A 13234-nucleotide genomic window follows, 5' to 3' on the forward strand; every position below is an offset into this window, starting at 1 on the left:
CTATAATTCTAATGTAATAAAAGAGAAGAGACGAAATTTCGGTTTTGGCCTCGAAAAAAAAACGGAGAAAGGATTCCCGACTGAGACGTTACGTTTTCCGATCTCAGATCGGGAGCTACGATCCGGATTCTTTCCAAACCCAGGAGTCTTCGCAAAACACCCGTTTTGTGAATGATCCGCACCCCGCTCTGTTTTCGATTCCAATGAGATACGTCCTTTCCGAAAAAACCGCGCGTTTCCACGGATAAAAGATCTCCTTTGAGCGAAACTCTCGTTAAACAAGTCCTGTTGATAAAACGAATCCAGTCGAGAATAAAAGCGAGGCCGATATAGCCGAATGTAAGATATCCTACACTCTGATACAAAAGAGGATTCTGGAGGATCGGAAGATTCAAAACCTTAGGAATCAATAAAAAGTCTGTGAACTTCTGAAGATACAAAGCCGACAAACCGCCGAGAAGATAACAAACGTAGAGAATTCCTCCTACCAAAATTGTCATCAAAATCGGAGGAATCGGATTGATCTTTAAATAGACGGGGACTCCAAAAGTCGCGTCTTTCGCGTTCAAAGAATCCCAGCCGGAATAAATTCTTTTTTCGTTTTGTTTCATACTTTTTGAGGATGTAATTCCTTTCTGTGTTTCCAGAGATCGATCAAACCTTCTTCGATTTTTTTTGCGGTCCGATCCCAAGTCCATTCCGATGCATTCCATACTTCAGGTCGTTCCAACTTTTTCCCTTTGAGTTGGGATAAAGCAAAAACCCAAGAATCCACGCTCAGAGGTTCCGCAAACAGATCCACCTTTTGATCCAAAATTTCGTGAAAGACCGGGATATCCGAGGCGACACAGAGTTTACCTTCTCGGAGCGCTTCCAAAAGAGGAAGTCCGAATCCTTCGTGAATCGAAGGGAACAAAAAGGAAACGCAGTTCCGATACAACCAAGCGAGAACTTCATCCGCAGGATTTTCTACGAAATAAATTCCTTCCGATTCCAACGTTCCTTCCTTTAATAACTCGGTCAGACCTTCCGACTTCCATCCAAGACGACCCGCGATCACAAGCGGATACGGAAACAAAGGATCTTCTTTTTTAAGCCTGCGATAAGCGGAAACGAGAGTTCCCAAATTCTTTCGAGGTTCGAGGGTTCCTATGGTAAATAAAAAATTTTCAGGAAGTTTACGAAGAGGTTCCCTGAGAATCGGAAACGAATCCACTCCGGGATAAACCACTTTCAACTTGGAGTCCAACGAAGGCTTGAACTTAAGAATATCGTTGCGCGTATTTTCGGAAAGACAAAACACAAGATCCGCTTTTTTTAAGGTTCTCGGAGAAAGAATCCGGTGTTGCCAGTAGTTCGCGTTCGTCATCGTTTCCGGAGCGGAACGAAAGTTGAGATCGTGATAGTTGACCGCGGTCAACGCGCTTCCGCAGGAGAAGGGCAACAGTTGAAGCGTCCCCCAAAAAAGATCGAGACGATCTTTTTTGATTCTTCTTGGAATCGTCCAATTCAACCACGCGACCCCGGGAAGTTTTCCGGTTAGAAAAAATCTCGAGTGTTGGTTTGAAAGAATATCATAAAATACTGTATGAATCGGTTTGTTGGAATAGAGATAGTATTCGAGCGGGGACTCGCTCGTGATCAGCCTTCGTAAAACTTCCGCGAGATATCTTGAATTTCCGGTGATTCCGTAGGCGAGGGGGCGCACGTCCACACCCACCCTAGGTTTGTATTTGAGTTCGTTCGTTCGGATCGTCATCTTTGTAAGAATTCTTTTTTATTTTTCCGTTAGCGGGTCTTTGTCTGGAATCAACAAAAGAAGGACATACTGAAAGATCGCAAAGTAAAGAAGATACGACGCCATCATCCACTTTTCTTCCGTTCCTCCGCCGATTACAGATCGATTACAGAGAAGAATTAAAAACGATCCGATCAGAAAGAAAAAACTCACTTTATCATTTGCAAACAAGATTTTGAGCGAGGCCAAACATTTTTTCCAGAAAGAATCGGTCAAGGTTTTCCAAACCGGCAAAACCTCCGCTTCCACAAAAGTCCAAAGACGATGGAGAAGAATCGCGGACGGATACAAAAGAAAAACAAACGCGTGGACCCAAGAGATTCCGCTGAAGAGGATCGAAAAAATAAACAGACAACCGAGGGTCAATTCTTCCTTTCGTTTAACAAAAACTTTCCAAAAGAAAGGAATCACAAGACCCAAGGAAAGTATATAATAAATTCCTTTTACTGCCTTTTCCGGAAGTTCCACAAGGGGATAACCGAGTTGGGATTGGTTGAGAACGTCCGCGTAATTGAGAAAGTATTTTGCGAGAGTCGCGTTCAAACTTTGGTTATTCTTCCAAGCGCGGAACAAAGGAGACTTGAGATAATTGTCCAAGATCAACTGTTTCCAAGTCAAGGTCATCTCGATCGTAAAACTCGGAGCATAAATACAAGGAAGAAGAATCCAAAAAACCGAAAATACAAACGTGTAAAAAACGGCCCAGTATCTTCTCTGCATCAAAAAGAAAAGGACAAAGGCTCCCGGAGTCAACTTGATTACGATCGCAAGACCGAGCAACAAACCGGACAACCAATCCTTTTTCGTATGTACGGAAGCCAAAATCAAAAACATCAAAAGAAAACCGACTTGGTTGTTGTTCTGATGATTTTCCAAAAAACGAAGATTGAGAAGACAAAGAACTATGATAAAAACCAAATTCCCTTGGATGGAAAGCCGGATCGAAAGGATGTATAAAAAACCGAGAAGGGCTAAAAAGTTCAGACTCAAAAAAACTGCGGAAGCGACTTGATACGGAAGAATAGAAATCGGAATCAACAAAAACGCAAACGTTGGAGGATAGATATAAGAACCCAATCCTTCCATCATTTCTTTGAGCTGTATAAAGACTTTTGGAGTAAACGTGTCTTCGACTTTGATTTCTCCCGTTTGGAGTTTTTCGAGAATCTCATCGATCTGTTCTAAGTTGTATAAATTATTTCCTTCGGTAAAACGGACGGACGCGTTGTAGTAATCTCTGAAATCGGAACGATTTCCCGATTTGGAAATCCCATTGAGGAAGAGGAGCGAGAAAAATAAAATCGTTCCCGCAAGAATCCAGGTTTTCCGGTCTCTCAATTGCATTCTGAAACACTTTTTGATCGCACTCGAAAAGCCAACCAATAAAATTCTCCTACATTTCCGCTTACGATTTAAAGAAGGAATCCTTCTCTTGTTAGAAAAAAGATTCACCCGTGAGCATTCTCCAAATCCACTGCAAATAGAATGTTGTTTTCCGATCTTGAAGAATTTGAATTTGAACTGCCCGAAGAAAGAATCGCGCGTTATCCGGCAAAGAATCGGGACGAGAGCCGACTCATGGTTGTAGAAGTCGCCAGAGGCGAAATCCGAATCGAAGAAACGTTCAAAAACATAACCTCTTATCTGAGAGAAGGCGACGTGTTGATCGGGAATCACACCAAAGTAAGCAAACGCCGCGTCTATCTGAAGAATCCGTTTCGAACCCATGAGGTCATGTTCCTCGAAACCAAGGACGGACTTTGGAGATGTAAGATTCGAAATTCTAAAAAACTAAAAACGGGGGATCGACTTCAAGACGTTAAGACCGGACTTCGTTTTTTTCAAGTCGAAGGAAAAGAAGAAGAATTCGTTTTTTTAAAACCGGATAAAGAATTGCAGGAAGAGGACTTTCAAGAAATCGGAGAGATTCCGATTCCTCCGTATTTAAAAAGAGAAGCGAACTCGGAAGATGAAATTCGTTATCAGACCCTTTTTGCAAAAACCCCCGGATCTGTTGCAGCTCCTACAGCCGGTCTTCATTTTTCAGAATCCTTGTTTCAAACTCTAAGAGAAAAAAAAATTCAAATCTGCACCTTGGAACTCACGGTCGGTTACGGAACCTTTCAACCACTCACGGAAGAAAATTTTCAAAATAAAAAATTGCATCGTGAAGAATTTTTTTTGGAAGAATCGAGCGCTTCCATTCTCAACCTTGCAAAAAAAGAAGGAAGAAGAATTCTTTCCATCGGAACCACGACGCTTCGAGCCTTGGAATCCACATACGATCCTCTTACAAAAACATTTCGCTCAGGCGCCGGTACGACCGAACTTTTTTTACAACCGGAAGATAAACTGCAAAGCTGCGAAGGTCTGATCACAAATTTTCATTTACCCGGTTCAAGCCTTCTTTTACTCGTCTCCGCATTTGCGGGAAAAGAACTGATCCTGCGCGCTTACCAAAAAGCGATCCAAGAAGAATTTCGATTTTATTCCTACGGAGACGCGATGCTGATTCTATCTTAGATTATGATTGATAACCGAGGGGAACTAGGGAACAATCGTCTTCAGTGATAAAAAGAATAACCGCCGCTCAGGCAGAAATCAAACTTCACGCGGGAAAACAAAGACCCAAAAACGGCCTTCCCGATTTTTTGGCGTTCCACAGAGAAGAACTGAGTTCCTTACCGAAGGCTCTGGAAAATCCGGGTATCCTCTCCAATATTCTCATAACCGGTCCTTCTTTAGAATCGAATCTTACCTTACTCCAAGAATACGTCTCCAATTTGAAAAAAGGAATCAAAGTGGTCTGCGATCCCCATCCGGGATTCTTAACACTCGCGGGTTTTCCCGGAAACTCGGAATACCGTGCCGGCAAAATGGTGGAGGCCGACGGAGGTTATTTACTTTTACCGATGCGGGCTCTCACCGAAGACCCAAACTTATACTTTCTTGTAAAAGGAGTTTTGCAAACCGGAAGCATAGACTTTCTGACTCTCCCCGAAATGACCGGCTCCAAAGAGATGAACCGTTTTCATCCTTCGATCAACACCCGCTTTCGTTTGATTCTCGCGGGGGAAGAAGGAGAAGTGGATTTTATCTCCGGAGTCGATCCCGACTTCTACGAAAGTTTCTCTTTTAAGATTCATCTTCCGTATGAAGCGGTGATGAAAAGTAAGAAGAATCTTCAGCTTTTCGGGGGACTCATTCATTCCTGGGAAAAACCGGGTTATCCAAGTTTTGATTCTTCCGCCGTCGACGCGTTACTCGAAATCGCTCTTCGTTGGAATGACAGCAGGGCGAGGCTTTCTCTTTCTTTCGCTGAACTTCGTACCTTTGTGGGAGAACTTCTTGTTCTTTTTAAAAAGGAAAAAAAAACGATCACCCGCGCTCAGGTAGAATCCGCAATTCCTACGATCGAAAAAAGAATCGCGGTTCACAAAAGAAGATATCAGGAAAGTATACGGGAAGGTCTGACTTCGATTCAACTCAAAGGGAAAAAGACGGGAAGAATCAACGGTTTGTCAGTCATTCTTCTGCATTCTTCTTTGTCGGATTTCGGTCAGGTCAACCAAGTCTCCGCGCGCGTCGCTCTGGGTTCCGGAAATTTTATCAACATCGAAAGGGAAGTGAATCTTTCGGGGGACTTACACGATAAGGGAGTATTCATATTACAATCTTATATTAAAGGAATGTTCTCCCATATCCAGTCCTTCGGTTTGGACGCTTCGATTTTGTTTGAACAAAACTATTCTCCGATCGACGGAGACTCCGCGAGTTGTGCGGAGTTGCTCGCGATTCTTTCGGCGCTTTCCGGTTTGGAAATTCCATGTAGCATCGCCGTGACGGGAGCCCTTTCTCAGTATGGAGAAATTCTTCCAGTAGGCTCGGTAAACACGAAGATTGCGGCTTGGTATGACATGATTCAAATAGTTGGGAATACAAAAGATAAATACAGGGTTTACATTCCAACTTCGAATCTTCGAGACTTAAATCTTCCCGCCCATATTCGCAAGGCGATCGAGAAAGGAAAGTTCCAAATCTACACCTGTTCTCACGTGGAAGAGTTGATTCCGGAAGTTTTTGGAATCCCCGCGGGAAAATTCGGTAAAAACGGAAAATATCCTCAGGGAAGCCTGTTCCACATGATAGAGGAAAGAATCGATCGGAAAAAAGAAGAAGAGCACGAATGAGAAATAGGCCTTGAGTGTCGATGAGACAGAATTCTATAAAAAATTTCTTTCCTGCTACCCCCTTGGTTTTGAAACTGGATGGAAGGAATCAATCTCGTTTTTTTTGAATTATTTCTGCTCTGTCTCTCCGCAAAAGGCGCTTTCAAACCGTGGATAGCTCAAATAGATACCCAAATGCTCTGAGAAAAAGAGTCCTAGTTTCTTTGGATTCTTTAAAAACTCTTCGTCTTATACCAGACTTGCATTTGTAGGTGATCCTTCGATTCTGATTACCGATACTAAATAAAGATAAGAAAATGAGACTCATCGGGGCGATCAATATTCAATCCTCCTTGCTGGTCAGCGGCCTATCCGCACTGGGACTTGGGGTTCTCATTTCTATCGCTCAGGTCAAAACGCCCGACAATCTTCCCAAAATCGACTCCCTGCCGATGGAAGAAAACGAAAGTCCTTCCAAATTCCAGCCGACTCTAAAAATAAAAGAGGAAGAAAGACAAAAAGATATCCAGGTTTTCCGTATTCTTGGTTCTCGCAGAATCGACCTCTTAGGAGAAGGGGAAAAATCCTTTGGGATCCAAGAAGACCGAGGCTCTTATTTTGCAAAATCGGGTAACGGCTGGAGTCCTTTTCCTTTTAAGGATTCTCTCGCATCCAATCAACCGGATTCTCTTTTTAACGATCAGAATACAAACTGGACCGGGGCGCGCTTTTTTGGCGGAAAACAAGGGAAGGTGCAACTGAATTCTTCGATTCGTCCTTTGTCTCCTTTTTCGGAATTGGCTCCTTCTCTTCGCGGAAGAAAATCCGATCCGTTCGGAAGCGGAGATAAGACCGGTATCAATCAATCCACGTTAGACAACTTTGAACTGAGTTATTCCGTCGCACCCGGAGTGGACGCGATTCTTAAAACCGGAAACTCACTTCCTTATACCGCCGATCAAAAAGATCAGGGTTATTCGATGGCTGGTTTTTCTTTTAAACCTAACGATTACATCAATACAAAGATCGTCTCCGGAAGTTCTTTCGGAAATTCTAGCATGGCTTCGAGCCGTTTTCTTTATTCTTCTCCCGTATCCAATTCTCAAGCGCTCAATGCGGATCCGAATATGGGAAACAATCCCGTTCTTAGAAATCAGGCAATGGGTAACAGCAGCGGACGTGTGATCGAATGGCAGGCGAATATCCAGCCGATCCGACGTCTTTCGTTTCAAACTTCGGTTTTGAATAAGGAAAAAGACAAGGGTCTTTACAATCCGGAAGCCGCGCGTTTTTCGATGTTTATCGATTTTACAAAAATCATTCTCAATATCCGTTATAGTTATACCGCCGATCCGACTACAAGAAACAACGGTCTTTATATGACTCCGGAATCCGACGCGACTACCTTGGGTTTTACGATGCTCTTAGATCCTGCAGGAAGATATTCTCTGTTTCTCGGGAACAACTACTACAACCTGATCTCCCAGAGAAACACGGGAATCAACACGCAGATCGACGAACCGCTTCGTTCTTTTTCCGCCGGCTTTCGAGGAAAGACGAGTTTTCAGAACGCGATCTTTTTTATGAACTTTCGAAACAATCTTTCAAAGGGTGTGATCTACACAGACGTAGGTCCGTTCCGTCTTCCCGCTTATTCACAATACTATTCCGAATACTTCACTTCTTTGGGAATGGAGTTATCCTTCTGATTTTCTTTTCTGGTTGCCGGTTTTTTTAACGTTCGGAAATTTGATCGGGTGAGGAGCTCCTACGCGAAAAAAAATCGCGGAGTGAAATTCATCCTAAAATAAAATAGATTCAAAAGGAATCAAAGAATGTTTGGAAACAAGTTAGAATCCCTAAAGCAGATGAATCAGATGCGCGTGAGAATGAAAAAAGTGGAAAAAGATCTCATGTCTCTCTCTTTCGAAGCAAAGTCGAAAAACGATCTCGTAACTTGTATCTCGGACGGAAAACTGAACATCAAAGACATCCTCATCGAAGACGAACTTCTCGCGAAAAACGATAAAAAACTTTTACAAAAAAGTATCAAACAGGCCGTCACACGCTCTCTGGAACTCGCTCAAAAAGCCGCCGAAGAAAGAATGGGCGAATTCCGCGGCATGATCCCCGGAATGGAATGATTCTTTTCTTTTTGAAAAAAGATTCTTCCGAAAATTTTATCCCCTACGCGCTTTAAGTCCGATTGCAAGAATTTTTTAAAGAGAGACTTTGTCGGAACAATCGTTTCGAATGAAATGAATTCTTAGATTGTAAGAAATTCCTTACAGAGTTGTCCAAAAATCGGAAAGAAAATTTGTAATAGCTCCTACGAAGAACTTACAATGCGATATCTTTCCCTTTTCGAGAGAAGGTTTGTTCGATTGAAAACGGAGGAGTTCCCACAAATTACGTTGCTTTAGAGGTTTACTAACTTTTTAACCGGCATCTTTTTGTTAGAATTTGATGGAGTTCCTACATTCCTCAGTTTTGGGGCAAACTCTTATTCCGTTCTATTTCGATCGGAAGAATGAAAGTATTCAAGAGGACAGATGATCTCCGGACCGTCCGTCTCCGGAAGAAAAAAAACCTCCCCCTCGTCGTTCGTTTTGGTTACGGATTGGGAAACCTGACCGAGACGATACGGATCCGCATTGACTTGTAAAATTTTTAAACTTGGAGCCGTCTTTTTCAAAAGAACAACCGCCGGTTGAGTTCCGGTGTTGCTCCGATTCTGATCGATAAAATGAAACTGCCCCGGCTTGAGATTGGAAAGGGGAAGAATAAAAGGAAGAGGTTGTGTGTCATACAACTTTCGTAACTCTCCTCCGTCTTGATTCGCTGGAGGAAAGGGAAGAGCCGATAGAACGGATTCCATTCCTGTTTTAAAACCGGCCGCTCCCGCAGAATCCACACCCAACTGAGCTTCCGAAAGAGTAGTTTCTCCCGTCGACAACCAGAGAAAGGCCGCGAACAAACGGACAAAGGATGTTTCACCTGAAATTCCGAGATCGTTTTTCTGAGACGCCGAAAGAGAGGTCACTGCGGGAGAAGTAAGAAAAATCTCGGCTAAACTCTGCGCGTCTTTTGCTCTTATCGACGGACCCGCGACCGTTTTCTTAAAGAAAGAATTTCTTTCCTGAAGATTCGTTCCGGAAACGGTGTAAAGATATTTTATAAAGGCGTAAGCAAAAGAATAATCCACGATCGATGAAAAATTCGCCGACCCGAAAATGGTGGAACCGTTCACTCCTCTCGCACATACTCCGGAAACGTTTCCTCGATAACACTGGATACGATTTGTCTGAGGAGAATAACCGGCGATATCGCTCGCGACCTCGCTTGTTCCCTCGTTCAACCACGTTTCATCCCGAACCTTTTGAGAAAGATAATCGGGAAGTTCGTATTGAAATCGGATGAGATGTTGAAATTCGTGAGCGATCGTGGAAAGCATCGTATCCGACTTTCCTAAAGCGAGATCCTTTTCGGCCAATTCTTTCAACTGCACGGAATCTATATAAAGAATTTCTTTTGTATTGGAACGGACATTCGACCGGGGATCGTCGGAAAGAAAATCGAAAGGATCGAAAAAACCCGCGACGAAGGAACTTCCGGGTTTGCTTCCGTCGCGAATATCCAAAAAAAGGATGTGAACCTTTCCGTTTTGGTCCATATCGGAAGGAGTTCCGAAGGCGGCGCTGAGTTTTGGAAAAATTTTCTGATCGAATTCTCGAACAATATTTTTGTAATCCAGATTCTGCTCTTGTCCGAATTCTGCGTAGACGGAAACCGTATCTCCTTCTCCCACGAGACTCGCTTGAAGACAATAAGATGAGTTTTTTGTAATGTCCCTTACCCAGAATTTACCGGGACCGCTACAACTGATCGCGGTGAGAATCAAAGCCTGGACATACTGAGCGCCTAACTTCTGTTTTTCGGAAGGAAAAAGAGAAGGGAAAACACCCTCCAAAGAACAAGCGTCGAGAAAAAAAAGACAGATAAAGATCCCCGAAAAAATTCCAAAATTGTTTCGAAAATTTCGCTTCATCGAAATGATTCGACGAAAAAAGACATACAATCTAGAACGTTGACTCGATGAGAGCGGTCCATAGAATGTAAAAAAGGATCCCGACATGTTTTTTTGTAACGAAGGGAGAGCGGAAACTTGATTGAGATTCTCTCTTGCCCCCGTAACTTGTCAGGATCTTTCTCCCTCAAATCAGGAGCAATCAACATTGGATAAAATATTTCCTATCGATCCTTTTATAAGATGTGCAAAACACTCGATTCTGATAGGAATCTGGATCCTAACTACGGCATCTTGTTCCTCAAGGGAGGAAAGGATCGAACAACATCCAACCGCATTCTTAAAAATCGCCTCCGGGGAATACTATTCTAAAATTGAAAAATTAGAAGAGGGTTATTTCGTAAGACAGTTGTTTTTGGATACAAACCCGGCAAAGAAGAATTCGAAATTTATCTTTACTCAATTGAGCGTAACCTTGAGCAAAAATCGGGAAGAAACAAGAATCGAAGGAATTGCAAAACCCGCCAAAACCGGTTTTCAACTCGTTCCGGAATCTTGCAGAGTTTTTACAAACAGAGAGTCCGGAAATCGCTGGGCGCTCCTTCGAGCCTACGACTGCGATCATCTCATCTTTGAATTGGAATCAAGAAGACAAAACTTCATTTCGATACAACCGGATTTTATTCCCGGAACACCCTCCGGAGAATATAGAAAAGCGATCTCTTCCGATCCGAGTCGAATCAGCGCGCTCGTTCTGGAAAGCGGGGGAAAAATTCTCGAAGTCTGGGGTCTTCGATTGTCCCGGGTTCGTAAAAACGCATCCATCGTTTTGGAAAAAGAAAACGGGAAACGTTATCCGGTAAGAGCCTTGGAAACGATCGAAACGACCGGACAAGTCACCGCCGAAGGGATTCCCGTGGACAAAGGGGACATTCTTCTTTATTCAAATCCGGGAGAATCGAACCCTCTCTCTTATTGATTTTTAAGAATATTATAAATTACTGGAATAGATTGGAACCAATTTCAGATAAGGGAGTTGAATCCGAATCCAGTCCAATTCTTCTTTGGAAATATTCAGACCGGACCATTCCAAATAACGAAGGTCTTTTAGATCATAGATATATTTAATTTCTTTGATATTCGTATTTCCGATTCTCAGCTCGAGAAGATATTTACAGCCGGCGATCGGTTCCAATGACGCCACCTCGGTTCCTCGAATGTCCAACTGTCTGAGTTTGCATTCGGAACCGATAAAGGAAAGATTCTTGATTTTGGTTTTGTACAAACCCAGTTTTGTAAGAGCTCCTACATTCGGATAACGGGAAAGATCCTTTTCGTCCACTTGAGTCCCATTCAAATAGAGGCTATGGAGCAGGGGAAGTTTGGAAAGAGGACTCAAATCCTTTACCTTGGTTCCATTTACGTTGAGAAAACCTACAGTCTTCAAAGCGCTCAATTCTTCTAAGTTCTCAAACTCAGGATGTAGAATTTCCAGAGAAACCAAATTCCTAAAATCGCTCAATCTCGCCGTGTCCGGAAATTCGTCCTCGTTAAAACCGATCCAACGCACCTGATAAGGATAGTATCTTAGAGTTTTCCCTTCCCTGGAAAATACGGGAATCGCCCCGGAAATCGGCTCCCTCTCTAAAATTGAACAGGACAAAAGACAAAAAGGAAAAATCAAAAGAAAAATCTTTCTAAAAAAAGGAACCATCTCGCTCGGAATCATTCTACGAACGATTGAGAACCGGGTTCGAAGAAATAGAAACCAAATTCTAATTCGTTTCCGAAATGTAAAAAGACTTCCCTCCTGGATGGGTTTCACGAGATTCTCCTTGGAAGTACGCTTAAGATTCATTTTTCACTGATATTGAGTTTGACTCTCATATTCACATTTTGAGAATGGTTTTCAAATGGCAGAAGGAGAATTCATGAAAACTTTCCAAAAAATCGTAAAAACGACAGTTATTATCGGCCTCATCTTAGGCACCCTCAGTCACTGTAAAAAAGAGGATAAGGAAGAAATCGATCCTATCACTCTGCTTTTACTGGGACTTACCGCAAATAGCTACAATTGTTCCGCAACTGTAGGAGGAAGAGTGGCAGGGCTTCCGGCTATGACCGCAACCACTTCCGTTCAAACCCTCGTCTACGGCAAGGTTCCATTTGTAAATCACTCGATCGCCGCTGTAAAGTTTTCCGATGTAAAGGCTGGGGATCAGATTTCCTTTACCGGAAGAAACGTAGCGGACTTTGACGAAGGAACCGCGGGTAACGTAAACGCGCCGTTAGTCTACAATACCGCGTCTTGTCCTTTATTGGATTCTGCTTATGATTCTACAAGAGCCTCTTACGCGACTACCAGCGAAGGTCAATATGGAAGCGCGGCAGGAAACGGTCCTTACGTCTACACTCTCAACGCGACAAAAGGCGGAGACTACTACTTCGTTTTTTACTTAGCGAGTAGAACCGCGGAACCGCCAACAACGACGTTTCAAATCACTCTGAAAAACTAAATTTTCTTTTTGGCCTTTGTAATGAAACGAATCTCGAACTTCAAACCTCTTTGGAAACTAATTCGTCTGGGGTTCGGGATCGTAATCTTTTTATCCTGCGCGAGACAAAATCCGGCCGTGGACGAAACGGAACTCGCTATAAGACAATCCCTTCTCGCTCTTCAAAAACAATTGGAAGAAGCGGCGAGTTCTAAAATTCTTTCCACGGAATCCAACGGCGACGGTTCTTATACCACAAAGGTAAGAGCGATTTCGTATGACGTTTGGATCAAATTCAGCTTTGCCAATTTATCGCAAGCCTCCGTTCCCGATTCGGCGGGAGGTTGGGACGTTGGGTTTCAGAGATTCAAACTCCAGACAAACAGCGGCCTGACCAACTCTTCCGGAAACGGTGGCGCTTGTATGACCAACCCGGTTCTTACGGATTTTAACGTAGCATCGGTAAGTTCCTCGACGGCTTTGGGTTGTACAAACGCCAATTTTTCAAAGGACACTAACGTTTCCGAAGTAGCGGCGGGAGGAGTCCAAACCGATTACGTCGGAAACGACGTCCTCAATAAATGGTTTAACTACACTCTCGCTTTTTTACAACCTAACAATAAGATTTTTATAATACGATCCCATACCGGCAACGAATATTACCTTTTCCAAATCACCGGTTATTACAGCTCCGAAGGGACTTCGGCCTATCCTACCGTAAAATGGAAACAGATCCCTTACTAAT

Annotated in this window: 12 protein-coding genes; 7 read left to right on the top strand and 5 right to left on the bottom strand. The window is 43.1% G+C overall.

The window, feature by feature from the left end; genetic code table 11:
- Window positions 1–8: 8 nt before the first annotated feature.
- The 3 genes from JWG44_RS10595 to JWG44_RS10605 are packed head-to-tail and all read right to left on the bottom strand — an operon-like array spanning window position 9 to window position 3142.
- Window positions 9–611 carry an LIC20162 family protein gene (locus JWG44_RS10595; RefSeq protein ID WP_205274924.1) on the bottom strand — a complete coding sequence of 201 codons (603 nt, stop codon included), beginning with the start codon at window positions 609–611 and terminating at the stop codon, window positions 9–11.
- Window positions 608–1759: a glycosyltransferase family 4 protein gene (locus tag JWG44_RS10600; RefSeq protein WP_205274925.1), complete on the bottom strand. Its 1152-nt coding sequence runs from the start codon at window positions 1757–1759 to the stop codon at window positions 608–610. Before JWG44_RS10600 ends, JWG44_RS10595 begins: the two co-directional genes overlap by 4 nt.
- 18 nt (window positions 1760–1777) lie before the next feature.
- Window positions 1778–3142 carry a glycosyltransferase family 87 protein gene (locus JWG44_RS10605; RefSeq protein ID WP_205274926.1) on the bottom strand — a complete coding sequence of 455 codons (1365 nt, stop codon included), beginning with the start codon at window positions 3140–3142 and terminating at the stop codon, window positions 1778–1780.
- A gap of 141 nt (window positions 3143–3283) precedes the next feature.
- On the opposite strand from JWG44_RS10605, the gene queA reads away from it, so the two are divergent.
- The 4 genes from queA to JWG44_RS10625 all read left to right on the top strand — a co-directional run bounded on the left by queA (window position 3284) and on the right by JWG44_RS10625 (window position 8111).
- A complete protein-coding gene (gene queA, locus JWG44_RS10610; protein WP_205274927.1) occupies window positions 3284–4321 on the top strand; it encodes a tRNA preQ1(34) S-adenosylmethionine ribosyltransferase-isomerase QueA in 1038 nt (345 codons plus the stop codon).
- A gap of 44 nt (window positions 4322–4365) precedes the next feature.
- Entirely contained in the window at window positions 4366–5988 is a 1623-nt protein-coding gene (locus tag JWG44_RS10615; RefSeq protein ID WP_205274928.1) for an AAA family ATPase, read from the top strand.
- Window positions 5989–6284: 296 nt separating this feature from the next.
- Entirely contained in the window at window positions 6285–7676 is a 1392-nt protein-coding gene (locus JWG44_RS10620; protein WP_205274929.1) for a hypothetical protein, read from the top strand.
- Window positions 7677–7802: 126 nt separating this feature from the next.
- The gene (locus JWG44_RS10625) at window positions 7803–8111 is read left to right on the top strand and encodes a YbaB/EbfC family nucleoid-associated protein (protein WP_205274930.1); all 309 of its coding nucleotides are present in this window, start codon (window positions 7803–7805) and stop codon (window positions 8109–8111) included.
- Window positions 8112–8470: 359 nt separating this feature from the next.
- Here JWG44_RS10625 and JWG44_RS10630 read toward each other — a convergent pair whose 3' ends face one another.
- Entirely contained in the window at window positions 8471–10015 is a 1545-nt protein-coding gene (locus JWG44_RS10630) for a peptidase M30 (RefSeq protein WP_205274931.1), read from the bottom strand.
- 217 nt (window positions 10016–10232) lie between these two features.
- Between JWG44_RS10630 and JWG44_RS10635 the strand changes: the two genes are divergently transcribed.
- Window positions 10233–10973: a hypothetical protein gene (locus tag JWG44_RS10635; RefSeq protein WP_408611950.1), complete on the top strand. Its 741-nt coding sequence runs from the start codon at window positions 10233–10235 to the stop codon at window positions 10971–10973.
- A 12-nt stretch (window positions 10974–10985) separates the two neighbouring features.
- Here the strand turns inward: JWG44_RS10635 and JWG44_RS10640 are convergent, their stop codons facing one another.
- Window positions 10986–11708 (bottom strand): leucine-rich repeat domain-containing protein, encoded by a 723-nt coding sequence (locus JWG44_RS10640; RefSeq protein WP_205274954.1) that lies wholly within the window; start codon window positions 11706–11708, stop codon window positions 10986–10988.
- Window positions 11709–11925: 217 nt separating this feature from the next.
- On the opposite strand from JWG44_RS10640, the gene JWG44_RS10645 reads away from it, so the two are divergent.
- Together JWG44_RS10645 and JWG44_RS10650 are read left to right on the top strand one after the other, a co-directional pair.
- Complete coding sequence (locus JWG44_RS10645; RefSeq protein ID WP_205274932.1) at window positions 11926–12510, top strand: LIC20153 family lipoprotein; 585 nt, start codon at window positions 11926–11928, stop codon at window positions 12508–12510.
- A gap of 21 nt (window positions 12511–12531) precedes the next feature.
- Window positions 12532–13233 carry an HmuY family protein gene (locus JWG44_RS10650; RefSeq protein WP_205274933.1) on the top strand — a complete coding sequence of 234 codons (702 nt, stop codon included), beginning with the start codon at window positions 12532–12534 and terminating at the stop codon, window positions 13231–13233.
- Window position 13234: the final 1 nt, after the last annotated feature.

Source organism: Leptospira ainazelensis (assembly GCF_016918785.1).
GTDB classification, from domain to species: Bacteria; Spirochaetota; Leptospiria; order Leptospirales; family Leptospiraceae; genus Leptospira; species Leptospira ainazelensis.